Annotated in this window: 25 protein-coding genes; 4 read left to right on the top strand and 21 right to left on the bottom strand. The window is 68.4% G+C overall.

Annotated elements, in window-relative coordinates:
* Positions 1-2 precede the first annotated feature (2 nt).
* The 7 genes from FHW73_RS10330 to FHW73_RS10300 form a co-directional block, all read right to left on the bottom strand.
* Positions 3-1292, bottom strand: a complete 1290-nt coding sequence (locus tag FHW73_RS10330) for a diguanylate cyclase (RefSeq protein ID WP_183426633.1) — start codon at positions 1290-1292, stop codon at positions 3-5.
* A 101-nt stretch (positions 1293-1393) separates the two neighbouring features.
* The gene (locus FHW73_RS10325) at positions 1394-3256 is read right to left on the bottom strand and encodes a potassium transporter Kup (protein WP_345776179.1); all 1863 of its coding nucleotides are present in this window, start codon (positions 3254-3256) and stop codon (positions 1394-1396) included.
* Between the two features lie 99 nt (positions 3257-3355).
* Positions 3356-3946, bottom strand: a complete 591-nt coding sequence (ruvA, locus tag FHW73_RS10320; protein WP_183426631.1) for a Holliday junction branch migration protein RuvA — start codon at positions 3944-3946, stop codon at positions 3356-3358.
* Between the two features lie 67 nt (positions 3947-4013).
* Positions 4014-4535 carry a crossover junction endodeoxyribonuclease RuvC gene (gene ruvC, locus FHW73_RS10315; RefSeq protein ID WP_183426630.1) on the bottom strand — a complete coding sequence of 174 codons (522 nt, stop codon included), beginning with the start codon at positions 4533-4535 and terminating at the stop codon, positions 4014-4016.
* A gap of 23 nt (positions 4536-4558) precedes the next feature.
* Entirely contained in the window at positions 4559-5290 is a 732-nt protein-coding gene (locus tag FHW73_RS10310) for a YebC/PmpR family DNA-binding transcriptional regulator (protein WP_183426629.1), read from the bottom strand.
* A gap of 32 nt (positions 5291-5322) precedes the next feature.
* Positions 5323-5946, bottom strand: coding sequence for an alpha/beta fold hydrolase (locus tag FHW73_RS10305; RefSeq protein ID WP_183426628.1), 624 nt, complete (start codon positions 5944-5946; stop codon positions 5323-5325).
* On the bottom strand, positions 5943-6755 hold the full coding sequence (locus FHW73_RS10300) for an AraC family transcriptional regulator (protein WP_183426627.1): 813 nt from the start codon (positions 6753-6755) through the stop codon (positions 5943-5945). The genes FHW73_RS10305 and FHW73_RS10300 overlap by 4 nt, the downstream gene beginning before the upstream one ends.
* 117 nt (positions 6756-6872) lie before the next feature.
* Between FHW73_RS10300 and FHW73_RS10295 the strand changes: the two genes are divergently transcribed.
* Positions 6873-7298, top strand: a complete 426-nt coding sequence (locus FHW73_RS10295) for an organic hydroperoxide resistance protein (RefSeq protein WP_183426626.1) — start codon at positions 6873-6875, stop codon at positions 7296-7298.
* 34 nt (positions 7299-7332) lie between these two features.
* Here FHW73_RS10295 and FHW73_RS10290 read toward each other — a convergent pair whose 3' ends face one another.
* The 10 genes from FHW73_RS10290 to bla all read right to left on the bottom strand — a co-directional run bounded on the left by FHW73_RS10290 (position 7333) and on the right by bla (position 16083).
* Positions 7333-7890: a GNAT family N-acetyltransferase gene (locus FHW73_RS10290; protein ID WP_183426625.1), complete on the bottom strand. Its 558-nt coding sequence runs from the start codon at positions 7888-7890 to the stop codon at positions 7333-7335.
* A gap of 85 nt (positions 7891-7975) precedes the next feature.
* Positions 7976-8614, bottom strand: a complete 639-nt coding sequence (locus FHW73_RS10285) for a cytochrome c3 family protein (RefSeq protein ID WP_183426624.1) — start codon at positions 8612-8614, stop codon at positions 7976-7978.
* Positions 8611-9126 carry a nitrate reductase cytochrome c-type subunit gene (locus FHW73_RS10280; protein WP_183426623.1) on the bottom strand — a complete coding sequence of 172 codons (516 nt, stop codon included), beginning with the start codon at positions 9124-9126 and terminating at the stop codon, positions 8611-8613. The genes FHW73_RS10285 and FHW73_RS10280 overlap by 4 nt, the downstream gene beginning before the upstream one ends.
* Position 9127: 1 nt before the next feature.
* The gene (napA, locus tag FHW73_RS10275; protein WP_183426622.1) at positions 9128-11626 is read right to left on the bottom strand and encodes a periplasmic nitrate reductase subunit alpha; all 2499 of its coding nucleotides are present in this window, start codon (positions 11624-11626) and stop codon (positions 9128-9130) included.
* Positions 11623-11940 (bottom strand): chaperone NapD, encoded by a 318-nt coding sequence (locus FHW73_RS10270; RefSeq protein ID WP_183426621.1) that lies wholly within the window; start codon positions 11938-11940, stop codon positions 11623-11625. Before FHW73_RS10270 ends, napA begins: the two co-directional genes overlap by 4 nt.
* Positions 11933-12454 (bottom strand): ferredoxin-type protein NapF, encoded by a 522-nt coding sequence (gene napF, locus FHW73_RS10265; RefSeq protein WP_183426620.1) that lies wholly within the window; start codon positions 12452-12454, stop codon positions 11933-11935. The genes FHW73_RS10270 and napF overlap by 8 nt, the downstream gene beginning before the upstream one ends.
* Positions 12455-12466: 12 nt before the next feature.
* Complete coding sequence (napE, locus tag FHW73_RS10260) at positions 12467-12676, bottom strand: periplasmic nitrate reductase, NapE protein (RefSeq protein WP_183426619.1); 210 nt, start codon at positions 12674-12676, stop codon at positions 12467-12469.
* A gap of 124 nt (positions 12677-12800) precedes the next feature.
* Positions 12801-14564, bottom strand: coding sequence for an aspartate--tRNA ligase (aspS, locus tag FHW73_RS10255; protein WP_183426618.1), 1764 nt, complete (start codon positions 14562-14564; stop codon positions 12801-12803).
* A gap of 122 nt (positions 14565-14686) precedes the next feature.
* A complete protein-coding gene (locus tag FHW73_RS10250; protein WP_183426805.1) occupies positions 14687-15022 on the bottom strand; it encodes a zinc ribbon domain-containing protein in 336 nt (111 codons plus the stop codon).
* Positions 15023-15171: 149 nt separating this feature from the next.
* A complete protein-coding gene (bla, locus tag FHW73_RS10245) occupies positions 15172-16083 on the bottom strand; it encodes a class A beta-lactamase (protein WP_183426617.1) in 912 nt (303 codons plus the stop codon).
* A 169-nt stretch (positions 16084-16252) separates the two neighbouring features.
* On the opposite strand from bla, the gene FHW73_RS10240 reads away from it, so the two are divergent.
* A complete protein-coding gene (locus FHW73_RS10240; protein WP_183426616.1) occupies positions 16253-17140 on the top strand; it encodes a LysR substrate-binding domain-containing protein in 888 nt (295 codons plus the stop codon).
* 214 nt (positions 17141-17354) lie between these two features.
* On the opposite strand, the gene FHW73_RS10235 is transcribed toward FHW73_RS10240, so the two are convergent.
* The 4 genes from FHW73_RS10235 to FHW73_RS10220 form a co-directional block, all read right to left on the bottom strand.
* Positions 17355-17540 carry a hypothetical protein gene (locus tag FHW73_RS10235; protein ID WP_183426615.1) on the bottom strand — a complete coding sequence of 62 codons (186 nt, stop codon included), beginning with the start codon at positions 17538-17540 and terminating at the stop codon, positions 17355-17357.
* A 5-nt stretch (positions 17541-17545) separates the two neighbouring features.
* The gene (locus FHW73_RS10230; protein ID WP_183426614.1) at positions 17546-18400 is read right to left on the bottom strand and encodes a hypothetical protein; all 855 of its coding nucleotides are present in this window, start codon (positions 18398-18400) and stop codon (positions 17546-17548) included.
* A 157-nt stretch (positions 18401-18557) separates the two neighbouring features.
* Entirely contained in the window at positions 18558-19250 is a 693-nt protein-coding gene (locus FHW73_RS10225) for a hypothetical protein (RefSeq protein WP_183426613.1), read from the bottom strand.
* Positions 19251-19309: 59 nt separating this feature from the next.
* Complete coding sequence (locus FHW73_RS10220; RefSeq protein WP_183426612.1) at positions 19310-21169, bottom strand: ABC-F family ATP-binding cassette domain-containing protein; 1860 nt, start codon at positions 21167-21169, stop codon at positions 19310-19312.
* A 163-nt stretch (positions 21170-21332) separates the two neighbouring features.
* Here FHW73_RS10220 and FHW73_RS10215 point away from each other — a divergent pair, with 163 nt between their 5' ends.
* Together FHW73_RS10215 and ybaL are read left to right on the top strand one after the other, a co-directional pair.
* Positions 21333-23729 (top strand): TonB-dependent receptor, encoded by a 2397-nt coding sequence (locus FHW73_RS10215; protein WP_183426611.1) that lies wholly within the window; start codon positions 21333-21335, stop codon positions 23727-23729.
* Positions 23730-23917: 188 nt separating this feature from the next.
* Positions 23918-25642 (top strand): YbaL family putative K(+) efflux transporter, encoded by a 1725-nt coding sequence (gene ybaL / locus FHW73_RS10210; RefSeq protein WP_183426610.1) that lies wholly within the window; start codon positions 23918-23920, stop codon positions 25640-25642.
* The last annotated feature ends 2 nt before the right edge of the window (positions 25643-25644 follow it).

Genomic DNA, 25644 nt, shown 5'->3' with positions numbered 1-25644 from the left:
AATCAGCCGGCCACCACCACGCGGTTGCGGCCGCCGGCTTTGGCCAGATAGAGACGACGGTCGGCCTCGGCCAGCAGCCGGTGCAGGTCGTCGCTGGTGGAGGCCGCGCACACGCCGATGCTGACGGTCATCCGCAGATCGCCGCCGCGCACCGGCACCCGCAGATCCTCGACACTGGCGCGCAGGCGCTCGAAGTACGCGGCCAGCGCGTCGGCATCGAGCCCGGGCACCAGCAGACAGAACTCCTCGCCACCGAAACGCGCGATCAGGTCCTGTGGGCGCGCGTGCGCCGACAGCGCGGTCGCCAGCGCACGCAGTGCGTGGTCGCCGGTCTCGTGCCCCCAGCTGTCGTTGATGTGCTTGAAGTGGTCGACATCGAGGATCGCCATCGCCACCGGCGTGCCGCCGTCCTGCAGTGCCGGCAGTTGCTGCTCGGCACGCTCGAGGAAGCAGCGCCGGTTGGGCAGGCCGGTGAGGAAATCGCGTGTCGCCAGGTCCTGCAGGCTGCCGATGAGCTCGAGCTGGTCGACGTTCTGCGAGACGCGGCAGAAGAACTCCTCGCGCGAGTAGGGCTTGCGCAGGAAATCGTTGGCGCCGTTCTTGAGGAAACGCGCGACCAGGTCGGCATCCTCGCAGCCCGACACGCCGATCACCGCGACCCGGTCGCGAGCGCGCAGCGCGCGCAGGCGCCGTGTCACCTCCACGCCCTGCATGCCCGGCATTTCCTCGTCGATCAAGGCCAGGCGGATCGTCGGGTCGGCTTCGAGCGCGCGCAGCGCGGCATCGCCTTCGGCGGCCTGCACCACCCGGTAGCCGAACATCTCCAGCAACCAAGCGGTGCGCTCGCGCGCGGAGGCCGAATCGTCGACCACCAGTGCGGAGATCCGCCGGTTGCGCTCCAGGCGCTGCACCAGCCAGACGATGTAGTCCAGGCTGCCCGGCGTGCTCTTGAGCACGAAGTCGATCACCTGTCGGCGCAGCAGGCGGTCGCGCAGTTCGCGGTCGTAGACGCCGCTCACGACGACCGTTGCCAGGCCGCGCGCCAGGAAGAAATCGACGACCGAGTCACGATCGCCGTCGGCCAGGACCAGCCCGGTCAACACCAGGAACCAGTCGTCGTGCGCGTCGAGCGCCCGCTTGGCCTCGGCCAGCGATCCGGCAACGGTCACCGGCAGCTCGAGCCGGCTCTCGATGGTGCCGGCCACGGCCTGGGTGTAGGCACGCGAGTTCTCCACCAGCAGCACGCGCTGCGGCAGGGGCGAGGTCGGGATCCTGGGCAGGAGCGCGTGCATGCGGTTCGGCGTCCGGCGGTACTCGCCGACGTTAGCGACCGCCGGCGGGCAGACTTGACTGCGACGCAGCGTCGCACCCGCCCGACGGGGCATGCCCCCGGCTAGATATGCACCTGCGATCCGAGCTCGACCAGGCGGTTGCCGGGGATGCGGAAGAAGCCCGTGGCCGGCGCCGCGTTGCGGTGCATCAGCGCGAACAGCTTGTCGCGCCAGACCGGCATGCCCCGCCGCGGCGTGGCGACCACGGTCTCGCGGCTGGTGAAGTAGGTGGTGTCCATCGGATCGATCACGATGCCGCCCTCGACGTCGCCGCAGCGCATCAATGCCATCGGCACGTCCGGCGTTTCCATGAAGCCGAAGCGCAAGGTGATGCGATGGAAATCGTCGCCGACCGGCTCGATCCGCATCCGCCGCGAGGGCGCCGCATAGGGCACGGTGAGCGTTTCGACGGTCAGGAACACGTTGCGCTCGTGCAACACCTTGTTGTGCTTGAGGTTGTGCATCAGCGCCTGCGGCACCACGCCGCGATCGGCGGTCAGGAACACCGCGGTGCCCGGCACCCGCACCGGCGGGGCGAGCATCAGGCCGGGCAGGAAGGTATCCAGGCGGATGCCCTCCTTCTGGATCTCGTCACGCAGCAACTGGCGGCCGCGCCGCCAGGTCCTGAGCAGCGTGAACAGCGTGATGCCCAGCACCAGCGGGAACCAGGCGCCCTGCAGCACCTTGGCGCCGTTGGCGATCACGAACGCGATGTCGATCAGGATGAACACGGCGCACGACGGCAGCACCCAGCGTCGCCAGCGCGGCCACAGCGCGCGCGCCACCACGATCAGCAGCAGCGTGTCGATGAGCATCGTCAGCGAGACCGAGATGCCGTAAGCGGCCGCGAGCGCCGACGAGGTCTGGAACGTGAGCACCAGCGCGATCACCACCACCGCCATCGCCCAGTTCACGCCCGGGATGTAGATCTGGCCGATGGTATCGCTGGAGGTGTGGCGCACGTGCATGCGCGGGATGTAACCCAGCTGCATCGCCTGCCGGGCGACCGAGAAGCCGCCCGTGATCACCGCCTGGGACGCGATCACCGTCGCCGCGGTCGCCATCACGATCATCGGCCAGCGCGCCCATTCGGGCACGCCGACATAGAACGGGTTGCGGATCGCCGCCGGGTCCTCGAGCACCAGTGCACCCTGCCCCAGGTAATTGAGCATCAGCGCCGGCAGCACGAAGAAGTACCAGGCGTAGCGGATCGGCCGCGCACCGAAGTGGCCCATGTCGGTGTAGATCGCCTCGCCACCGGTCACCGCCAGCACCACCGCGCCCAGGATGAAAACCCCGCCCCAGCTGTGCTCGACGAAGAAGCGCCCCGCCCACCACGGATTGAGCGCGTGCAGCACTTCGGGCGCGTGCAGGATGTTGAGCACGCCCAACATCGCCAGCGAGGCGAACCACAGCACCATGATCGGGCCGAACACCCGCCCAACCTTGGTGGTGCCGAAGCGCTGGGTCGCGAACAGGATGCCGAGCACGAGCACGGTGATGGGAATGATCCACGCGTGCAGGCCCGGGGCCACGACCTCCAGGCCCTCGACCGCCGACAGCACCGAGATCGCCGGGGTGATGACGCCATCGCTGAAAAACAGCGAGGCGCCGAAGACGCCGAGGATGCCGACCAGATACGCAGACTTCCCGCCCTTGGCGAGGCAGCGCTGGGCGAGCGCCATCAGCGCCATGATGCCGCCCTCCCCGTCGTTGTCGGCGCGCAGGATGATGGTGACGTACTTGTAGGTCACCACGATCGTCAGCGACCAGAAGATCATCGACAGCACGCCGAGCACGGTGTCGTGGTCGGCCACCAAGCCGTAATGCGACGAGAACGCCTCGCGCAGTGTGTACAGCGGACTGGTGCCGATGTCGCCGAAGACGACGCCGATCGCGCCGGCGACCAGCCCCGCCAGGCCGATCTGGCCATGGGTCTGGCCGTGCCCGGGCGGACTGCGCGGATCGGGCGCCGCCTGGCGCGTGGACTGGGTCATGACGTGGGGCCCCTGACGGGCGGAGGGTCAGCGAAGCGCGGACTGTAGCGCTTTGCGGATGATGATTTCGGCCGCATCGCCATCACGCGCCGCGGCCTTCGCCATCTTGGCCGCCTCGGCCGGCTTGTAGCCCAGTTGCTGCAGGGCGACGGTCGCCTCCGACAGCGGATCGGCGGGCCCGGTGCGGCCGCCCATCGCCCCGCCCACGCCGCCGAGGTCGGCGACGCGGTCGCGCAGTTCGACCACGATCCGCTCGGCGGTCTTCTTGCCGATGCCCGGGATCCGGGTCAGTGCGGTGACGTCGCCGGCCTGCACCAATTGCGCGAACGCATCGACGCTGACCCCCGACAGCACCGCCAGCGCGATCTTGGCGCCGATGCCGCTGACCTTCTGCACATCGCGGAACAGCCGGCGCTCGGACTCGTGCAAAAAGCCGTACAGCGAGACGGTGTCTTCCTTGTGCGCGTAGTGCGTGAACAGCGCGACCTCGCGCCCGACCTCGGGCAGGTCGTAGAACGTGCTCATCGGGGCTTCGAGCTCATACCCCACCCCGCCCACGTCGACGACCAGCCAGGGGGGGGCCTTGTGCACGAGCTTGCCGCGCAGTCTTCCGATCATTGGGCACCTCCGGCCGCAGGCCGGTCATGGAACGTGGGAAGGGGGGCGGACAGGGCCGCGATGTCGCTCATTTCCTGCTCCAGGCCTGGCGCGCGTCGAGCCCCAGCCGGCCAGCCGTCGCGCGCACGTGGGCATGGGTGATCGCCACCGCCAGCGCATCGGCGGCGTCGGCCTGCAACTTGCCGGTCAGCCCGAGCATCAGGCCAACCATGTGCTGGACCTGGCCCTTCTCGGCACTGCCGCGGCCCACGACCGCGAGCTTGATCTCGCTGGCCGCGTACTCATGCACCGGCAGGTCGCGCAGCACCACCGCACCGATCGCAGCCCCGCGCGCCTGGCCAAGCTTGAGCGCCGAGTCGGGATTGCGCGACATGAACACCCGTTCGATCGCGACCTCGTCGGGCCGGTGCAGCTCGACCAGTTCGCCCAGCCCCACCAGCAACCGGCGCAGCCGCGCCGGAAAATCGCCGGCCGACAGCAACGACAGCGGCGCGTGATGCACATGCGTGACGCGGCCGGCCGCATCGACGTCGATGATGCCCACGCCCGTGCGCTGCGAGCCGGGATCGATACCGAGGATGCGGGTCATCGGGCGACGGATCACCGGCGCCGTCAGGCGCCGTCCAGCGAGGCCTGGTCCACGTTCGAGTAGACGTCCTGCACGTCGTCGAGATCCTCGAGCAGGTCCAGCAGCTTGCGGACCTGCTGCGCGGTCTCGGCATCCACCGCGACATCGTTGTCGGCGCGGAACGTCAGCTCGGCGTGCTCGGGCGCCAGGCCCGCGGCGGTCATCGCCTCGCGCACCGCGGCGAAGTCCTCGGGCGCGGTGACCACGTCGATCGCGCCGTCCTCGGGATAGACGATCACGTCGTCGGCCCCGGCCTCGATCGCGACCTCGGTGATCCGTTCTTCATCGGCGCCGGCGTCGTAGCTCAGCACGCCCAGGCGCTTGAACATGAAGGCCACCGAGCCATCGGTGCCGAGGTTGCCGCCGCATTTGCCGAATGCATGGCGCACGTCGGCCACGGTGCGGACCTTGTTGTCGGTCAATGCATCGACGATGACCGCCACCCCGCCCGGCGCGTAGCCCTCGTAGCGGATCTCCTCGTACTCGACCCCTTCCAGCTCGCCGGTCGCCTTCTTGATCGCGCGCTCGACCACGTCCTTGGACATGTTCTGCGCCATGCCCTTGTCGATGGCAGCGCGCAGGCGCGGATTGTTGGCAGGATCGCCGCCACCGGCACGGGCGGCGACGCCGATCTCGCGGATGATCTTGGTGAAGATCTTGCCGCGCTTGGCGTCGGTCGCGTTCTTGCGGGCCTCGATCGAAGGTCCTCGTCCCATGGTCGTTCTTTTCAGGCGTCGAAGGCGCGATTTTAGCGCGCGAAGCGCCCTGCGCGCAGGAACGCAGCGGTCTGGACCACCGCCTGCGAGGAGAACAGCAGGCCGCTGTGGCTGGCCTCGACGACCACGTGGTCGGCCAACCCCGGCGCGTGCGTCTCGGCCACCGCCACGGTGCCGTCATGGGGACCGTCGAAGCGCGCGAACAGCGCCCCCAGCCCGCGTGGCACCCGGCCAGCGACCATCCCGACCGCCACCTGCGGCGGCCACTGCGCGCAGCCGGTGAGCAGGATGTCGGCACTGCGTCCGAAGTACAGCCGCGAGATCGGCCACCGTGACAGCGCGGCGGCCGCGCCACTGCCGCACACCGGCGAGCCCAGGCAGACCACGCGCCCGACCGGCACCTCCGGCGCCTGCGCCAGCGCCTGCAGCGCCACCAGGCCCCCGAGGCTGTGTCCGACCAGATGCGCCGGCCCGCCGCGACGCAGCTGCGCGAGCAGGCCGTCCACCGCCGCCTGCGGTCCGCCGGTGATGCTGGGATAGCCGAAGATCTCCGGGGCGAACCCTTCCGCCTCCAAATGCCGCGCGAAGCGCCGCATCGTCAGGCCGACCATCCAGATGCCATGCAGCAGCACGACACGCTGCGGCCCGCCGCTCATGCGGCCGCGTCCCGCAGACCCATCGTCTGCCGCCAGGCCCTGGGCGAGAGTCCACTGCGGGCCTTGAACGCCCGCGACAGGGCCGCCTCGCTGCCGTAGCCAACTTCGTCGGCGATCACCTTCAGTGGCCGGCCGCGCCGCAGTGCCCGCTGCGCGAGCGCGATTCGCCAGTCCTGCAGGTACTGGCCCGGCGTCTGCCCGAGCGCCTCGCGAAAGCTCTGCGCGAAGGCGCTGCGCGACATCCCCGCAGCCTGCGCCAGCGACGCCAGCGTCCAGTCGCGTGCCGGCGCTTCGTGCAACGCGACCAGCGCGCGTCGCAGCCGCAGGTGGGCCATGCCCGCCAGCAGGCCGCCTCGCAGGTCGCCCGACTCCATCTGCTGGCGCAGCACCTGGACCAGCAAGGCCTCGATCAGCCGATCGAGCAGCACCGTGCGTCCACAGCGGCCGTCGAAGGCCTCCTCGAACAACAGCGCGAACAGCCCGGCCGACCCTGGCACCGCATCGGCGGGCAGCCACAACACCGTGGGCAGGGCCCGCACCAGCGGGTTGTCGGCGCCACCCTCGAAGCGCAGCCGGGCCGCGAGCACGCGCGCCCCCGGCCCGGCGATGACCCCGTCGGCCAGGGCGCGCTGCGGCGCGAGCAACAGGCCCGGCCCGGCCATCGGCGGCGACGGCGCGGCCATGTGCAGCGATCCGGCGGCGACCAGCCACAACGCGCCGTCGTCGTGCGTGCCGACCTCGCCAGGGCCGGCATCGACATCGGCGGTGATCCGGAACCGGTCCAGCAGCACGGCGAGACGATCGACCATATCAGGACTCCAAGCCAAGTTTCCTGGACTTGGCATGCCCAAACGTATCAGCGAACGGCGCACAGTGTCGATACCGCGCCGGCATCCCGCCGCCTGCCACCCACGGAGATCTTTCGTATGTCCCTCGACACCGTGCTCTACACCGCAACTGCGACCGCCACCGGCGGACGCGAAGGCCGCGCCGCCTCCAACGACGGTGCGCTCGATATCGCTCTGTCCACGCCGCGCGAACTGGGCGGCGCCGGCGGCCCTGGCACCAACCCCGAGCAGTTGTTCGCCGCCGGCTATGCCGCGTGCTTCCTGGGTGCGCTCAAGCTGGTCGCCGGCAAGCAGAAGGTGACGCTGCCCGCCGACACCACGATCACCGGCGAGGTCGGCATCGGCCCGATTCCGGCCGGCTTCGGGATCCAGGCCACGTTGACGATCCGCGCGCCTGGCGTGCCGCGCGAGCAGTTGCAGCCGCTGGTCGACGCCGCGCACGCGGTCTGCCCCTACTCGAATGCGACCCGCGGCAACATCGATGTGACCCTGGTCGTGGCCTGAGCGCAGCGGCCGGGCGCCGTCGCAGGCGCCCGGCTCAGCGCTGTGCGGGCCGACGCAGGATGAACTCCAGATCCTGCGTTGCGCCGACCGGAAACAGATACTCGCCGACCTTGCCGAAACCGTAGCGTCCATAGAACCGCTGCGCGCCGTGGTTCTCCGACCACACGCCGACCCACAGCGTGCGCGGGCCGTCGCGCAGCAGCCAGTCCATCGCGGTCTGCATCATCCGAGTGCCGAACGCGGCCCCCTGCAGGCCACGGACGAGATACAGCCGCTTGAGCTCGCCATCGCCCGGCGCCACCTCGGCATGCGGCAGGCCGCAAGGACCGGCGGCCGCATGGCCGACGGCCTCGCCGTCGCGCTCGAGCAGCCAGACCGCATAGTCGGGATGGCTCAGCACGATGCGCTGGCGCTCGACGGCATAGGCCTCCTCGAGAAACGCCTGCAGGTCGCGCCGCGGATATAGGTGCCCAAAGGTCTCGGTGAACGTGCGGGCGGCGAGCGTGGACAGCCGCGCGGCGTCGGCCTCGACGCCACGGCGCAATACGAAACCCGGCGGCAGCGCCGCGCCGGAAGATGGGGAGACGGTCATCGCGTCATTGTCGCGCGATGCCCCGCCGGCCTCCAGCGCAACGACCGGCGGCGCCATCCCGGCCACCGCATTGCCCCGTCAGGCGTCAGTGCGCGGTATGGGCCGCCGGCACCGCCTGCACACCCTGCTGCACACCGGTCATGTCGGGCAGCCGGTGCGCGATGCCCTTGTGGCAGTCGATGCAGGTCGCCTGCCCCGTCGCCAGATACGTGCGGTGGATCTGCGCCGCTCGGCTCGCCTGGCGGGTCAGGTCCATCGAGTCGTAGTCGTGGCAGTTGCGGCACTCGAGCGAATCGTTGGCCTTCAGCCGCGCCCACTCGTGCTCGGCCAGCGTCAGGCGCATGTCCAGGAACTTCTCGCGCGTGTTGATCGTGCCGAAGATCTTGCCCCAGACCTCCTTGGACGCCTGCATCTTGCGGCCAATCTTGTTGGTCCAATTGTGCGGGACATGGCAGTCGGGACAGGTCGCGCGCACGCCCGAACGGTTGTTGTAGTGGATGGTGGTCTTGAGCTCCTCGAAGACGTTGTCGCGCATCTCGTGGCAGCCGGTGCAGAACGCTTCGGTGTTGGTGACCTCGAGCGCGGTGTTGAAGCCGCCCCAGAAGATCACCCCGGCAATGAACCCGCCCAGCGTCAGAAAGCCCAGGCTCAGGTGGACTGCCGGCGAGCGCAGCGTCTTCCAGAACGACCGGACCGTGGTCGCAACCCGCCCGAACGCCTTCATTCCGACGGCTCCGCGCGCTCGGACCGCAGCACGCTGTCGATGTCGCGGAAGCCGTTGGCGACCAGCGGCTGCGCGTCGGTCTGCACGACATGGCACTGCAGGCAGAAGTAGCGGCGCGAGGACACCTCGGCCAGGAACTGGTCGTCGCGATCCATGTAATGGGTCACGCTGATCTCCGGCGCCTGGAACTGCGCAGCGTTGCTGCGCGCGTGGCACAGCATGCAGCGGTTGGAGTTCTTGTCGACCTGGTAGCCCTCGATGCTGTGCGGCACGGTCGGCGGCTGCATCGGGTAGGCACGGCCGCGGCGACGGTCGAAGTTCTCGACCCGCGCCATTGGCAGCGGCGTGATCTCGGCGGTGATCGGCACGTTACGACGCAGGTTGTCGATGTCCTGGGCGGGATTGCCGCGCGCCCCGACTTCAGGCGCCGGCGGCACGATCTCGGGCTTGGGGTCGCGGTCGCCGCACGCGGCCAGGACGAGCGTCAACACGATGGCGAGGATCTTGCGCATGTCAGGCCACTCCCACCGCGGCGACCTTGGCCGCGCATTTCTTGAAATCGGTCTGCTTGGAGATCGGGTCGGTCGCATCGAGCGTGACCTTGTTGATCAGCTGGGCGGCATCGAACCACGGCACGAAGATCACCCCGCGCGGCATCCGGTTGCGGCCGCGGGTTTCCACGCGCGTGCGCATCGCACCGCGGCGCGACGATACCGAGACCTCATCGCCGCGCTTGAGGCCACGCGCGCGGGCGTCGTCGGGATGCATGAACACCACCGCCGACGGAAACGCGCGATACAGCTCGGGAATGCGCATGGTCATCGAGCCCGAGTGCCAGTGCTCGAGCACCCGCCCGGTCACCAGCCACAGGTCGTACTCGTCATCGGGCGATTCGGCCGGCGGCTCGTAGGGCAGCGCCCAGATCACCGCGCGGCCGTCCTTGTTGCCGTAGAACTGGAAGCCCGTACCCGGCTTGACGTACGGATCGGCGCCCTCGCGGTAACGCCAGCGCGTCTCCTTGCCGTCGACCACCGGCCAGCGCAGGCCGCGCTCGCGGTGGTACATGTCGAACGGCGCCAAGTCGTGCGCGTGGCCGCGGCCGAACTCGGCATACTCCTCGAACAGGCCCTTCTGCACGTAGAAGCCGAACGCATCGGCCTCGGCGTTGGCGTAGCCTTCCTCGATCTGCTCGACCCCGAACGCATCGACCTTGCCGTTGCGATAGAGCACGTCGAACAGCGTCTTGCCGCGGAACTGCGGGTTCGCCGCGAGGATCTCCTCGGGCCAGCATTCGTCGGTGGTGAAACGCTTGGAGAACTCCATCAGCTGCCACAGGTCCGAACGCGCCTCGCCCGGCGCATGCACCAGTTGATGCCAGAAGTGCGTGCGACGCTCGGCGTTGCCGTAGGCGCCCTCCTTCTCCACCCACATCGCCGAGGGCAGGATCAGGTCGGCAGCCTGGCAGGTCACCGTCGGGTAGGCGTCGGAGACGACAATGAAGTTGTCGGGATTGCGGTAGCCGGGGTAGCCCTCCTCCAGCATGTTGGCGCCGGCCTGCATGTTGTTGTTGACCTGCACCCAGTACGCATTGAGCTTGCCGTCGCGCAGCGCGCGGTTCTGCTCGACCGCGTGGTAGCCGACCTTGTCCTTGATGATCCCGTGCGGGATCTTCCAGATCTCCTCGGCGTGGTGGCGGTGCTCGGGGTTGGTGACCACCATGTCGGCCGGCAGGCGGTGGCTGAACGTGCCGACCTCGCGCGCGGTGCCGCAGGCCGAGGGCTGGCCGGTCAGCGAGAACGGGCTGTTGCCCGGGGTCGCGATCTTCCCGGTCAACAGGTGGATGTTGTAGACCATGTTGTTGGCCCACGTGCCGCGCGTGTGCTGGTTGAAGCCCATGGTCCAGAACGACATGACCTTGATCTTCGGATCGGCGTACAGCTCGGCCAGTTGCTCGAGCCACGCGCGCTCCACGCCGGTCATCTCGATGGCGCGCTCGAGCGTGTACGGGGCGACGAAATCGGCGAACGCCTGGAAGTCGATCGGCGTGCCGCCGTTGGGGTCCTGCGCGTTCTTGGCCGCGACCTCCAGCGGGTGCTCCGGCCGCAGGCCGTAGCCGATGTCGTCGTTGCCGCGCTTGAAGGTCGTGTGCTTGTCGACGAAGTCGTGGTTGACCCGGCCGGTCTTGATGATGTGGTTGGCGATGAAGTTCAGGATGACCAGGTCGGTCTGCGGCTTGAACACCATCGGGATGTCGGCCAGCTCGAAGCTGCGGTGCTCGTAGGTCGACAGCACGGCGACCTTGACGTGCGGGTGGGTGAGCCGGCGATCGGTCACGCGCGTCCACAGGATCGGATGCATCTCGGCCATGTTCGAACCCCACAGCACGAACGCATCGGCCGCCTCGATGTCGTCGTAGCAGCCCATCGGCTCGTCCATGCCGAAGGTACGCATGAAGCCGGTCACCGCCGAGGCCATGCAATGGCGCGCGTTCGGGTCGATGTGGTTGCTGCGGAAGCCGGCCTTCATCAGCTTGTTGGCTGCGTAGCCTTCCCACACGGTCCACTGCCCGGAGCCGAACATGCCGATGCCGTCGCCGCCCTTGGCCTTGAGCACGGCGCGGAACTTCTCGGCCATGACATCGAAGGCCTCGTCCCAGCTGACCGGAGTGAAATCGCCGTCCTTGGCGAACACCCCGTTGCGCTTGCGCAGCATCGGCGTGGTCAGGCGGTCGGCGCCGTAGAGCACTTTCGACAGGAAATAGCCCTTGACGCAGTTCAGGCCGCGATTGACCTCGGCATGCACGTCGCCGTGGGTGGCGACGACCCGCCCATCGCGCACCGCGACGTTGATGCCGCAACCGGTGCCGCAGTAGCGGCACGGCGCCTTGCTCCACTTGAGCTGCCCGTCGCCCTCGGTCATCGCCTCGGCCAAATGAGCGGGCACCGGCATGCCGGCGGCGGCCGCGGCGCTGGCGATGGCGGTGTTGCGGATGAACTCGCGGCGGCTGGTCATGCCGTTGCTCCTGTCGTGTCTTGTGTACGGGTGTCGGCCGGCGCGAGGTCGCGATCGATCGCGGATGTCGGCTCGGCATGGTGGTAGACGAGGTTGACGGCCATCACCCCGGCCACGGCCTGCAGGACATCGATGCTCGCCATCAGGCCGCGCGTGCCGTCGCTCTCCTGCAGCAGCACGCTGCAGGTGTCCTCCTGCATCGCGAGCTCCAGGCCGTCGGTGGTCGCGACCGCAGCCGCCAATGCATCGCGCGCCTCGGGACGGTGGCGGACCACCAGGCTGGCGACATGCCATTCGGGACGGGGGTCAGACATGGGCGGCGTCCTCAGAGGTGACGGGCCGCAGCGAGATCGCGGCCGATGGGCAGCCGGCGACGCAGGCGCCGCAGCCGGTGCAGCGGTCCGCGGCCACGACCGGCGTGGGCACGCGCGAGGTCACCGGAAAACGGATCGCCGATTCGCCGCAGGCATCGCGGCAGCTCGAACACACGATGCCGTGCAGCGTCAGGCAGGTCTCGGCGACGCGCGCCTGCAGCGCCCAGGCGATGTCTGTGACCGAACGGAACGCGCGGGCCTCACAGGCGGACGCGCAATCGGTGCAGAACGTACATTCGCCCAGCGCCGGATCGAACACCGGCAGGCGCCCCTCGCCGATCACCAGCACACGCTCGGGACAGGCCGCCACGCAGGCGCCGCAGCCGGTGCAGGCATCGACGAACGCGCGCTCGTCCAGCGCCCAGGGCGGGCGCAAGGGATGCGGGGCGTGCAGACGACCGCGCAGCAGCGCGCGTCGGCGCGGATCGGGCGGTCTGGTGGCGGCGGCTACCATGACGAAGGCGGCCTAGTGCGTGGGTGGGCCAGTGAACATCTGCCAGAACCACACGGAGAACCCGTAGCTGGCGACGATCAGCACCGACAGTATCGGGAACATCACCACCGTGATGAACAGGAACAGCAGCAGTTCCTTGCGCTTGGCCCGGCGCGGATCGACCGGCTCGGCCGGTTCGGCGGGGGCGGTCAAGAGGGCAGCCTCCTGCGCTTCGGGCTTCATGGGCGGTCCTGTCGAAGAAGAAGTCGCGCTCGGAGGATACCCAACCGGCGCGACAGATGTGTTGATCGCGATCAACAATGGGCCACTGCGCGATACCGGCCGCGCAGCGATGGGGGCCGCGCGGTCATTCAGCGCGGGCGCGCACCTGGATGTGGACTTCGGCCAGCTGCGCGTCGGCGATCGGCGACGGCGCATCGGTCATCAGGCACTGCGCGCCGGTGGTCTTGGGGAACGCGATGACATCGCGGATCGATTCGGTGCCGGCCATCAGTGCCGCGAGGCGATCGATGCCGAACGCGATCCCGCCGTGCGGTGGGGCGCCGTACTTCAAGGCATCGAGCAGGAAGCCGAACTTGGCCTGCGCCTCCTCGGCACCGATGCCCAAAAGGTCGAACACCGCCGACTGCATCGATGCGCGATGGATGCGGATCGAACCGCCGCCGACCTCGTTGCCGTTGAGCACCATGTCGTAGCCGCGCGAGACCGCGGTCGCCGCATTGGCCCGCAGGTCGGCCTCGTCATCGACCGCCGGCGCGGTGAAGGGATGATGCAAGGCGACGTAGCGCTGCGCCTCGTCGTCCCATTCGAACATCGGAAAATCGGTCACCCACAGCGGCTTCCAGCCGTCGGCCACCAGACCGAAGTCCTTACCGGCCTTCAGACGGATCGCGCCCATGAAGTCGCTGACCGTCGCGTACTTGCCCGCGCCGAAGAACACCAGGTCGCCGTGGCCGGCACCGACCTGCGACACCAGCGCGGCGAAGGCCGCCTCGTCGAAGAACTTCTGGATCGGCGAACTGACCTCGCCGGACTCGGCGATCTTGATGTACGCCAGGCCCTTGGCGCCGTACTTGGCCGCGTGGGCGGCGTACTCGTCGATCTGCTTGCGGCTCAGCGACGCGCCGCCGGGAATGCGCAGCGCGCAGACGCGGCCGTTCGCCTCGTTCGCAGGACCCGCGAACACCGCAAAGCCGCAGTCCTTGACCAGATCGGCGACGTCGACCAACTCCAGCGCGATGCGCAGGTCCGGCTTGTCGGAGCCGTAGCGGCGCATGGCTTCGGCCCAGGTCATGCGTGGGAACTGCGCGTCGAGCTCGACCCCGGCGACCTCGCGGAACACATCACGGATCATCGCTTCGACCGTGTCCTGCACATCGCGCTCGGACACCCAGGCGAATTCCATGTCGAGCTGGGTGAACTCCAGCTGGCGATCGGCGCGCAGGGCCTCGTCACGGAAGCAACGTGCCACCTGGTAGTAGCGGTCGAAGCCGGACATCATCAGGATCTGCTTGAACAGTTGCGGCGACTGCGGCAGCGCGTAGAACTCGCCCGGATGCATGCGCGCAGGCACCAGGAAGTCACGCGCGCCTTCCGGCGTCGCCTTGGTCAGGATCGGGGTCTCGATGTCCTGGAAGCCGCGCGCGTCGAGCCAGTGGCGCAGCGCACTGACCAGCTTGGTGCGCGTGCGCATGCGGCGCTGCATCTGCGGATGGCGCAGGTCGAGATAGCGGTACTTGAGTCGCGTCTCCTCGCCCGGGTTCTCGTGGTGATGAAACGGCAGCGGCTCGGCCTTGTTCAAGACCTCGATGGTCTGCGCGACGACCTCGACCTGGCCGGTCCGGATCTTCGGGTTGACCGAATGCCGACGACGGACGACGCCGGTGATGCGCAGGCAGTCCTCGTAACCCACCTGCTCGGCCCGGGCCAGCACGTCCGCGTTGCCCGGCTCGGCCGACGGCTCGGCGACGACCTGGACGATGCCCTCGTGGTCGCGCAGATCGATGAAGCAGACGCCGCCGAGGTTGCGGGCGACATCGGCCCAGCCGCACAGGGTGACGGTCTGGTCGATCAGCGCCTCGTCGACGAGGCCGCAGAAATGGGTACGCATGGACACTCCGAACGCGGAAAAGACACGGGATACCGACCGCCCGGCGGGCGGAACCCGATAGTGTAAGGCGTGCGCGGCGATCCGCGCGCGCCTGCGTTGGGAGCGGCGTCGGCCGCGCGGCGTCAGTCGGCTGCGGCGGCGGGCTTGGCGGCCGGCTTGGTCTCGACCTTGGGTGCGGCCGTGTCCGACTTGGCCGCCGGTGCCGGGCTCGCGGCGGCGTCGCCGGCAGGCTTGGCGGACTCGCCGCCTTCGGCCAGGTTGCGCTTCTTGTCGCCGTCCTTCTTGAAGTCGGTCTCGTACCAGCCGCTGCCGGCCAGACGGAACGCAGGCGCGGTGAGCTGGCGCTTGACGGCCGCCGCGCCGCAGGCCGGACAGGTCTCGGGATCGGGATCGGAGAGCTTCTGCAGACGGTCGAAGTCGTGGCCGCAGTCGGCGCAGCGGAAGGCGTAGATCGGCATGGTGGGAAAGAAGGAACCTTGACTGGGCGTGGACATGGGGGCGTCGGCGCCCGGATCAAGCCCGCCGCACGCCGTCACGACGCGCTCGCACGATCGTCCACCCGACCACTTGTCGGTTCCCGTCCACGGGCCTCCGCTCGCCTTGGACGCTACGCGCTGAGCACCTGGGCAAGCGCCAGCTCGCTGGCGCGACGCAGCACGGCTTCGCGCGCCGCGCCATCGAGCGCCGAGCCCTGCAGATAGCAGGCCAGCAGCCACGGCCGTCCGCCATCGGCAGGCCACAGCACCGCGATGTCGTTGCTGATGCCGCTCGCGCCGCCGGTCTTGTCGCCGACCCGCCAGCCGGCAGGCGCACCGGCGCGGATACGCGCATCGCCGGTGCGGTTGCCGATCAGCCAGTCCGTCAGCTGCAGGCGCGAGGCTGGCGACAGCACGTCGCCGAGCACGAACCGTTGCAGATTGCCGGCCATCGCCAGCGGCGTGGTGGTGTCGCGCGGATCGCCGTCCGCGAACAGGTTGACCTCCGGCTCATTGCGGGCGCAGACCGTGACCGTGTCGCCCGCGGCGCGCAGGAACGCGGTGAGTCCGGCCGGGCCGTCGACCAGCGGCAGCAGTAGGTTCGCCGCCGGGTTGTCGCTCCAGACCATTGTGGCCTGGCACAGGTCGCGCACGGTGAGGTCGCGTCCGACATGCCGGGCGGTCACCGGCGCATGCTCGAGCATGTCGGCATCGCGCACCACGAGCCGCTGATCCAGCGACAGCGCGCCGCGATCGACGCGGGCGAGCACCGCCGAGGCCAGCAGGAACTTGAAGGTGCTGGCCATCGGGAAGCGCGCGTCGACCCGGTGCCCGACACGCACAGCCGGATCGCCATCGCGCAGCAGTGCCACACCGAGCCGGCCACCGCTCGCCGCCTCGAGCGCGGCCAGGTCCGGCGCCCCGGCGATCGCGTCCGGGCTCGCCTCCGGCCCCGCGGCGCGCGCGGCGGCCGGCAATGCGGCCATCGGCAGCGACAGGGCGGACAGGCCGGCGAGTTTCAACAGCGTGCGTCGCGATGCCATCAGGCGGTCTCCGAAGCTGGGGGAGCCCCGATTCTCCCGCCCGCGCGGCAGTCGCCACCAGTGCGAAGAATCAGGAGCAGCCATGAGCGAATTCGATGACAGAACGGTGATTGACGCCATTCGAGGCCCGAAATGCGATCATCGATCGATCCCGCTCACCCCTGCCGCCATGTCGCGTCCGCCGCTGCCGCTCAACGCATTACGCGCCTTCGAGGCCGCCGCGCGCCACCAGAACTTCACCCGTGCCGCGCTCGAACTGTGCGTGAGCCAAGCCGCGCTCAGTCATCAGATCCGCAGCCTGGAGGATCGCCTGGGCGTGCGCCTGTTCCATCGCCTGCCGCGCGGCGTCGCGCTGACCGACGAGGCCAGCGCGCTGTATCCGGTCCTCCACGACGCCTTCGACCGCATCGCCACCGCGGTCCAGCGTGCCGGCGGCACCGCCGAGCGCCAGGTCCTGAGCCTGGGCGTGGTCGGCACCTTCGCCACCGGTTGGCTGTTGCCGCGCTTGCCGGCGTTCGAGGCGGCGCATCCGCAACTCGAGCTGCGCCTGCAGACCCACAACAACCGCATCGACCTGGCCAGCGAGGGGCTGGATGCGGCGGTGCGCTTCGGCGACGGCGACTGGCAGGGCCAGGCCTGCACGCCGATCGTCGATACGCTGTTCGCGCCGGTCTGCGCGCCTGCGCTGGCGCGCCGCCTCGCGCACCCGCGCGACCTCGACCGCGCGACACTGCTGCGCTCCTACCGCGGCGACGAGTGGCCGCGCTGGCTGCAGGCAGCCGGCGCCGACGCGATCGACGCACGGGGGCCAGTCTTTGATTCGTCGCTGGCGCTCGCCAGCGCCGCTGCGGCCGGCGCCGGCGTGGCGCTGCTGCCGCTGGCGATGTTCGAACGCGAACTGCGCGAGGGCCGTCTGGTGCAGCCCTTCGACACTGGCATCGCCCTGGGTCGCTACTGGCTGACCCAGTTGCGCTCCCGACCGGAACCGGCGCCGCTCCAGCAACTGCGCGCATGGCTCCTGGCGCAGCGCGCGCTGACACCCGAGAGGGAACACTGATTAACATGCCACACGTGCCAAGGTATCTGAACACTCGCGCCGGCAACACATGCAGCATGCGCAAGCAAACCGACTGCAAACGCTTCTACTGCATTTAGCAACGACCATATACCTCAGACGGCTCAAACATCCAACCCCAAAAACAACGCTGGGCGCCCTACCTGAGCAGGCCGCCCAGCGCTACACCAGCCTCATTACGCCCTAGCCAGGCAAATCATCTTCTCCAAACCAAATCAATCACCTGCGGCACTCCAACAAGAAGAATGACGCAGACGAAGAACCCCAGCGCAAAAAATGAGAACGCGCGACGCTTGGAATCATCGGATCGTTTTAGAAAATATCTGAACAGAAAGCTCAGGGGAACAATCAAAAGTATGGGCAGCCACAACCAGAAATTCATGCCACTCACCAATTCCCAGGGCCAGGGTACGAGCTCATACATGTGTGAGCTGCAGAAGAATACTCAGCATAAAGTGCTATTGTCCCTACAATGCCAGCCGCACAGGCCAACGCCGTCACTCCGACAACCGGCGATGTAAGGCAAACCATGCCGGCTCCAACACCTGCTGCCACAGCTGCAACCCCCATAAGCGAAGCCCGATTACACGCATCCGATCGATTTCTGCTCCACGCATTGAAATCATTCGCGTAGTACTCCTGATACTCCAAGTACCCACCACCGGCACCAACGTTTTCATAGTTTCCAAGAAATCCACTGGAATAGAAGGAGCCACCACCGGTATTAGTGATCAGATGAGGGCGCAACGCATGGACGGTCTCCATGTCAACAGGCTTCTCAAGCGACGAATCGTCCTCGCCTCCACTTTGAATAACAACCCCAAAGCCGCCATCAGGGTTGAAGTTACACTCTTCCTCCCACCCGCCAGGGTTAGACCCGGCGTCACAAGGATTATTTGACTGTGGGAAATACTCCAAACTCTTCACAGGAATGGCAAAGGCGCCAGCAAACTCCGGCGTCGTAAGCCCCCTCCAGAACGACTCACGCAATGATTCCCTTGCCGCAGGATTGGGCTCAGCGTGTCCAATTGCCTGATCGAATGTCACCTCACTCATACTGCCATCCGTGCCGGAGATATATATTCTCCGACTATGCGGGTCAGCAACAATAAGCGTTCCATCTTGGGCTCGAATCCGGAATGTACCGTCAGCCTGATCGGTGTATCCACTGATGAACTGCGCATTAGCAGCAGACGAAAAGCAGAACACAGAAAAGAATAGAACGAAAATCGACAATCTCACAATACTCTCCTTGTAGGCACTCGAAACTTCCGGTACAAAATTCTAAATTTCTACGTAGCTTATAACTATACTTCTAGACCAATATCGCCCTCCTATTCCATGCATTAACTTTCACTTTTATCTCAATTGATTTTGACACTCCGTCTCGACACGCCGGTCAGTAGCCCCAAGGCGTCGGCGGGGCTGCGACGGTCTTGGTCAGGTCGAACTCGACCTGGAACTTGCGCCCGCCGGGCCGGGTGAGCTCGTAGACGAAGCGCTCGCCGGGATGGATTTCCATCGCCCAGGTGTTGGTGACCGAGTCGTTCAGGCCTTCCTTCTCGAACAATGCGATCGACTCGGCATCGACCGGGAATTCCTGGCGCTGGTCGGTGCCGGCGTTCTGGGTCTCACCGCCGTACATCGTCACCGGATCCTCGCTGCCATCGGGCTTGCGGTGATCGTGCTTGAGCTGCAGGCCATGCTCGGTGCGGGTCAGGATCCAGGTGCGCGAATGGTCGTCGCCGACATGGAAGGGGATCCGCAGTTCGCGCGTCTTGTCGCTGCAACCGCGCACGTGCATCACCAATTCCTTGCCCTCGAACGGATCGGGCGCGGCATCGGCGGCCGGCGCCGGTTCGTTGGCGACGATACGGCCGGCGAAGGCCTCGCCGCAGTGGCGCGCGATCGCCGCCAGGAATGCGTCGGCGGGCACATGCTCACGCGCGGCGGCCTCGGCGGCCGCAGCCGCGGCGGCGTCGGCGGTCGGATTGGCCGGCGGCGGACGGGTGTCGGCGGCCGGTTCGGTGTTGCCGCAGGCGGCGAGCACGAGGGCGGCGGCCAGGGCGGTCGGGATCAGGAGTCGGTTCATCGCGCCACCCTACCCGCCCATGCCGCGCAACGGCAACCCGGGCCCGCCCGGGTTGCCGATCAGGCGTCGTAGAGGGCCAGCAGCTCGGCCTCGGCCGTCTCCAGCTCGTCGCGCAGCGCCGCCTGCTGCTGGCCCAGTTCGGCCACGCGCGGGCCATCGGCATAGGTCGCCGGGTCGGCCAGCGTCGCCTCGATCCGGGCCAGTTCAGCCGCAAGTTCGGAGACCCGCGTCTCGACCTTCTGCAGCCGGTGCGGGTTGACCTTGGTGCGCGGCGCCGGCGGGGCCGGCGGCGCCTCGGCGACGGGCGTGGCGGCCGGCGTGCGCAACTCGCCGGCATTGCCGCGCGCGCGCAGCCAGGCTGCGTACTCGTCGAGGTCGCCGTCGAAGGGCACGACCTTGCCATCGGCGACACGCCAATAGATGTCGCTGACCAGGCCGATGAGGTGGCGGTCGTGCGAGACCAGCACGATCGCGCCGGGGAAGTCGCTCAACGCCTCGGCCAATGCCTCGCGCATCTCCAGATCCAGATGGTTGGTCGGCTCGTCGAGCAGCAGCACATTGGGCTGCAGCCAGGCGATCAGCGCCAGCGCCAGCCGCGCGCGCTCGCCGCCGGAAAAGCCGTCGATGCTCTCGAACGCGCGGTCGCCGGGAAAGCTCCATTTGCCCAGGAAGTCGCGGAAGGCCTGGGTGGCGACATTGGGCGAGAGTTCGCGCAGGTGGTCGATCGGCGACGTGCCGGCGACCAGCGACTCGACCGTATGCTGGGCGAAGTAGCCGATCCGCAGGTCCGGATGCGCATAGCGCTCGCCGGCCAGCAACGGCAGGTCGCCGACCAGCGACTTGACCAGGGTGGACTTGCCGGCGCCGTTGGGGCCCAGCAGGCCGATGCGGTCACCGGCCTCAAGCCCGAAGCCCACCTTGTCCAGAATCACCACCTGCCCGTCGGCCGACGGATATCCGCACACGCCATCGTTGATGCGCAGCAGCGCATGCGGCAGCTTCAGCGGCTGCGGGAAGTCGATCCGCACCTCGCGCTCGGCGCGCACCGCCTCGGTGTCGGCAAGCTTGGCCAGGCGCTTGACCCGCGACTGCGCCTGCTTGGCCTTCGCCGCGCTGGCCTTGAAGCGGTCGATGAACTTCTGCAGGTGCGCGCGCTCGGCCTGGGTCTTTTCGTGGGTGATCTGCTGCAGGCGCAGCTGCTCGGCGCGCTGGCGCTCGAACGCGGTGAAGTTGCCGGTGTAGAGCTTGGCGCCGCCGCCGTGCAGGTGCAGGGTGTGGGTGCAGACGTTGTCGAGGAACTCGCGGTCGTGGCTGATCAGCAGCAGCGTGCCGGGATACTTGAGCAGCCACTGCTCCAGCCACAGCACCGCATCGAGGTCGAGGTGGTTGGTCGGCTCGTCGAGCAGCAGCAGGTCGCTGGGTGTCATCAGCGCGCGCGCCAGATTCAGGCGCACGCGCCAGCCGCCGGAGAACGTGGCGACCGCGCGCTGGTGGGTCTCGGCCGGAAAGCCCAGGCCGTGCAACAGCTTGCCGGCGCGCGCCGAGGCGTCGTAGGCGCCGAGCTCGGCCATGCGCACATGGGCTTCGGCCACGGCCTCCCAGTCCTCGGCAGCCATCGCGTCGGCTTCGGCCTTGAGCACGCCCGCGACTGCGGCGTCTCCGCCAAGCACGAACTCGATCGCTGGGTCGGGCAGCGACGGCAGTTCCTGGGCGATGCTCGCCACGCGCAGTCGATTGGGCAGGTCGAGGTCGCCGCGATCGGCCTCGACTTCGCCGCGCACGGCCGCGAACAGCGACGACTTGCCCGCGCCGTTGCGGCCGACCACGCCGGCGCGCCAGCCCGAGTGCAGAGTGAGGTCGACGTCGGACAGCAGCAGGCGTTCGCCGCGCCGCAGGGCGAAATTCTTGAAAGAGATCATCGGCCGATTTTACAGGAGCGCGGCCCGGAACCCGCCGACCGGCCCGATCGTTTCAAAAAGAGAACAATCGGAACCTATTGCTGGCTGCATTGACGTCTTTGAAACACGCCTGTTAAATCGCCATTAACACCGCCTCCCCTTCCCCCCAAGCTCGAGGTCTGCCATGTCCCGCCATCGCCTCACCCTCGCCGTGCTCGCGGCCCTGTTGCCCGTCGCTCCCACTGCACTCGCGCAGGACGCCCAGCCGCAGACCCGCACCTCCACCCTCGATACGCTGATCGTCACCGGCACCCGGGTCAGCGACCGCACGGTCGCCGAATCGCAATCGCCGATCGACATCATCACCGCCGAATCGCTGCAGGCCACCGGCACGACCGAGCTGGCGACTGCCCTGGCGCGCGCGCTGCCGTCGCTGAACTTCCCGCGCCCGGCGCTGGTGGACGGCTCCTCGGCGATCCGTCCGGCGCAGTTGCGCGGTCTGTCGCCCGACCAGGTGCTGGTGCTGGTCAACGGCAAGCGCCGCCACGCCTCTTCGCTGCTCAACCTCAACGGCACGATCGGCCGCGGCTCGGCGCCGGTCGACCTCAACACGATCCCGGTCTCGGCAATCGAGCGCGTCGAAGTGCTGCGCGACGGCGCCTCGGCCCAGTACGGCTCGGACGCGATCGCCGGCGTGGTCAACATCGTGCTCAAGGGCGCCTCGCAGGGCGGCAGCCTGGCGGTGAACCTGGGCCAGTACTCGGCCGGCGACGGCACCCAGCACCAGATCGCCGGCGACACCGGCCTGGCCCTGGGCGAGCGCGGCTTCCTGCACCTGTCGGCCCAGGTCGGCCAGCAGGAGGCGACCAACCGCGCGCGGCCGTTCGCCGGCACGCCCGGCCCGACCCAGCCCGCGCTCGGGCAGAAGGCGTTCGTGATCGGCGAGCCGGAGGTCGACTTCGGCGCCGTCGGCTTCAACACCGACATCGCGCTGACAGATGCGATCAGCGTCTACGGCTTCGGTACCGCCAGCAACCGCGATGTCACCTCGTTCGCATTCTTCCGCGCCTCGGCCAACCCGACCCAGAACATCCGCAGCATTTACCCCGACGGCTTCCTGCCCGAGATCAACAACATCTCCAAGGACCGCGCGATCGTCGCCGGGCTCAAGGGCCACACCGCCAGCGAATGGAACTGGGACCTGAGCTACAACTACGGCTACAACCGGCTGGAGTTCTATACCCGCAACTCGCTCAACGCGAGCCTGGGGCCGGATTCGCCGACTTCGTTCTATGACGGCGCGCTGGAGACCACGCAGAACATCATCAACTTCGATGTCAGCCGGCAGTTCGACTGGGGCCTGGCCTATCCGGTGACGCTGGCCTTCGGTGCCGAGGGCCGTAACGAGAAGTGGAACCAGTCGCCGGGCGAGCCGGGCTCGTACATCGACGCGGGCGCGGGCGTGCCCGGTGCGGCCGCCGGCGCGCAGGGCTTCGGCGGCTTCGCACCGGGCATCGCCGGCGCCTACGACCGCGACAGCCACGCGGTCTACGCCAACCTGGAAGCCGATCTCACCGAGAAGTTCTCCAGCGGCGTGGCCGCGCGCTGGGAGGACTACGACGACTTCGGCAGCCAGCTGTCGGGCAAGCTGTCGGCCCGCTACGCGTTCACCGATGCGGTCGCGCTGCGCGGCACGGTGTCGAGCGGCTTCCGCGCGCCGTCGCTGGCCCAGCAGTACTTCCAGACGGTGAGCACGGTGTTCCTGCCGGGCATCACCACGCCGTTCGAGATCCGCACGTTCCCGGCCAGCAGTGCGGTCGCACGGGCCTTCGGCGCCGAGCCGCTCAAGCCCGAGGAATCGCTGTCCTACAGCCTGGGTCTGGTACTGCAGCCGGTCGACAACCTCTACGTCACCGTCGATGCCTATCAGATCGACGTCGACGACCGCATCGCGCTGTCGTCGAACCTGACCGGCGACGCGGTACGCGCGCTGCTCGAGTCGCAGGGAATCTTCGGCGTCAACGGCGGCCGCTACTTCACCAACGCCATCGACACCCGCACCCGCGGCGTCGATGTCGTCGGTACCTACCGTTGGGACCTGGCCGCCGGCAGCCTCGACCTGACCGCCGGCTACAACCATTCCAAGACCGAGATCACCCGCATCGCCGACAACCCGGCCGCGCTCGAGGCAATCGGCGTGGATCTGGAGCGCATCGATCGCGTCGAGGCCGGCCGCATCGAGCAGGGCTTCCCGCGCAACAAGCTGCTGCTGGCCGGCACCTGGAACGCCGCCGACTGGGGCTTCTCGCTGTCCACCACCCGCTACGGCAGCGTGCGCACCACGCCCAACAACCCCGCGCTGGACCAGAAGTACGGGGCCAAGTGGCTGGTCGACGTGTCGGCGACCTACAAGCCGGGCGAGAACTGGGCATTGACGCTGGGCGCCGACAACGTGCTCAACGAATACCCGGACGAGAACATCTTCGGCAACTCGACCAACGGGCAATTCCCGTACAGCAACCTGTCGCCGTTCGGTTTCGGCGGCGCATTCGGCTACGCCAAGATCGCCTATACCTGGTGATCCACGCCCCGGCGCCTGCGAGGCGCCGGGCATCCAATGCGCCGTCGCTCGTGCAGGCGACGGCGCGCCGATGTCTGCGCTCGCCGCCGTGATGGCGCGCATTGCGGCATCCGTCTGACTGCGGGTGTGGGTTGCCTGGATACGGACGCGTCGGCGACACTGCAATACTTGTCCCCCACACTTCGCCGATGCCGCACAACACCGACCTGATCAACATCGTCGCCGTCGGCCTGGGCATGGCCTTCGTGTTCGGCGCGCTCGCCAACCGGCTCCGGCTCTCGCCGCTGGTGGGCTATCTGGTCGCAGGCATCCTCGTCGGACCGTTCACGCCCGGCTTCGTCGCCGACCAGGCGCTGGCCGACCAGTTGGCCGAGATCGGCGTGATGCTGCTGATGTTCGGCGTCGGCCTGCACTTCTCGCTCAAGGACCTGCTCGACGTGAAGTCGATCGCGATCCCGGGCGCGTTGACCCAGATCACCGTGGCCACCCTTCTGGGCTGGGGGCTGGCGGCGCTGATGGGCTGGCCGACCGTCCAGGGCATCGTGTTCGGCTTCGCGCTGGCGACCGCCAGTACCGTGGTGCTGCTGCGGGCGATGGAAGAACGCCGGTTGCTCGACACCACGCGCGGCAAGATCGCGGTCGGCTGGCTGATCGTCGAGGACCTGGCCTGCGTGATCGCCCTGGTGCTGATGCCGGTGCTGGCCGATGTGATGCACAGCAGCGGCGGCGAGCAGACGACGGTCGGCTCGGTGCTGCTGAGCGTCGGCTGGACGCTGCTCAAGGTCGCGATGTTCGTCGCGGTGATGCTGCTGGTGGGGCGGCGCGTGATCCCGTGGGTGCTCGAGCGCATCGCCGGCACCGGTTCGCGCGAGCTGTTCACGCTGTCGGTGCTCGCGATCGCGCTGGGCGTGGCCTTCGGCTCGGCGGCGATTTTCAGCGTGTCGTTCGCGCTCGGCGCGTTCTTCGCCGGCATGCTGCTCAACGAGTCGGAGCTCAGCCACAAGGCCGCGAACGATTCGCTCCCCCTGCGCGATGCGTTCGCGGTGCTGTTCTTCGTCTCGGTCGGCATGCTGTTCGACCCCCGCATCCTGCTGGTGCATCCCTGGCAGGTGCTGGCGACGGCGCTGATCATCATCTTCGGCAAGTCGGCGGCCGCGTTCCTGATCGTGCGCGCGTTCAAGCACCCGACCAGCACCGCATTGACGATCTCCGCCAGCCTGGCGCAGATCGGCGAATTCGCCTTCATCATCGCCGGGCTTGGCGTGGCACTGGACATCCTGCCGCCCGACGGCCGCTCGTTGGTGCTCGCCGGCGCGCTGATCTCGATCATGGCCAACCCGCTGATCTTCGGCCTGCTCGACAGCTGGCAGGCGCGTCGCGCGGCCGCTGCGGCGGCATCGGCACCTGAGCCGGCGCAGCCGGTCCAGGCGATCCCGGCCGACCTGCGCGGCCACGCGATCCTGGTCGGCTACGGCCGCGTCGGTCGGCAGTTGGCCGAACTGCTGCAGCAGCGCGAGGTCCCGCTGGTGATCGTCGAGGACGACCACGACCTGGTGCGCAAGGCCCGCGACCGCGGCCTGCTGGTGGTGCGCGGCAACGTCGCCTCCGAACCGGTGATGCGCGACGCCGCCCCCGAGCGCGCGGCATTGGCGATCTTCGCGATCCCACAGGCGCTGGAGGCCGGCGAGGCGATCGAACGCATGAAGGCCATCAATCCGGGCATCACGGTGCTGGCACGCGCGCACAGCGACGGCGAGGTCCGCCATCTACTCGAGCACGGTGCAGACGGCGCGGTGCTGGCCGAGCGCGAACTGGCCTATTCGCTGGCCGAGATGGTCATGTCGACGCCGCCGTTCCGCCCGGTCCGTCCGGGCAGCGACGCAGCCGCGCCGCCGGCGCCGCAGCCGGGCTGAGG

It is taken from the genome of Luteimonas sp. RC10 (genome assembly GCF_014192745.1).
Lineage (GTDB): Bacteria > Pseudomonadota > Gammaproteobacteria > Xanthomonadales > Xanthomonadaceae > Luteimonas.
This window is presented reverse-complemented; position numbering and strand designations above follow the sequence as displayed.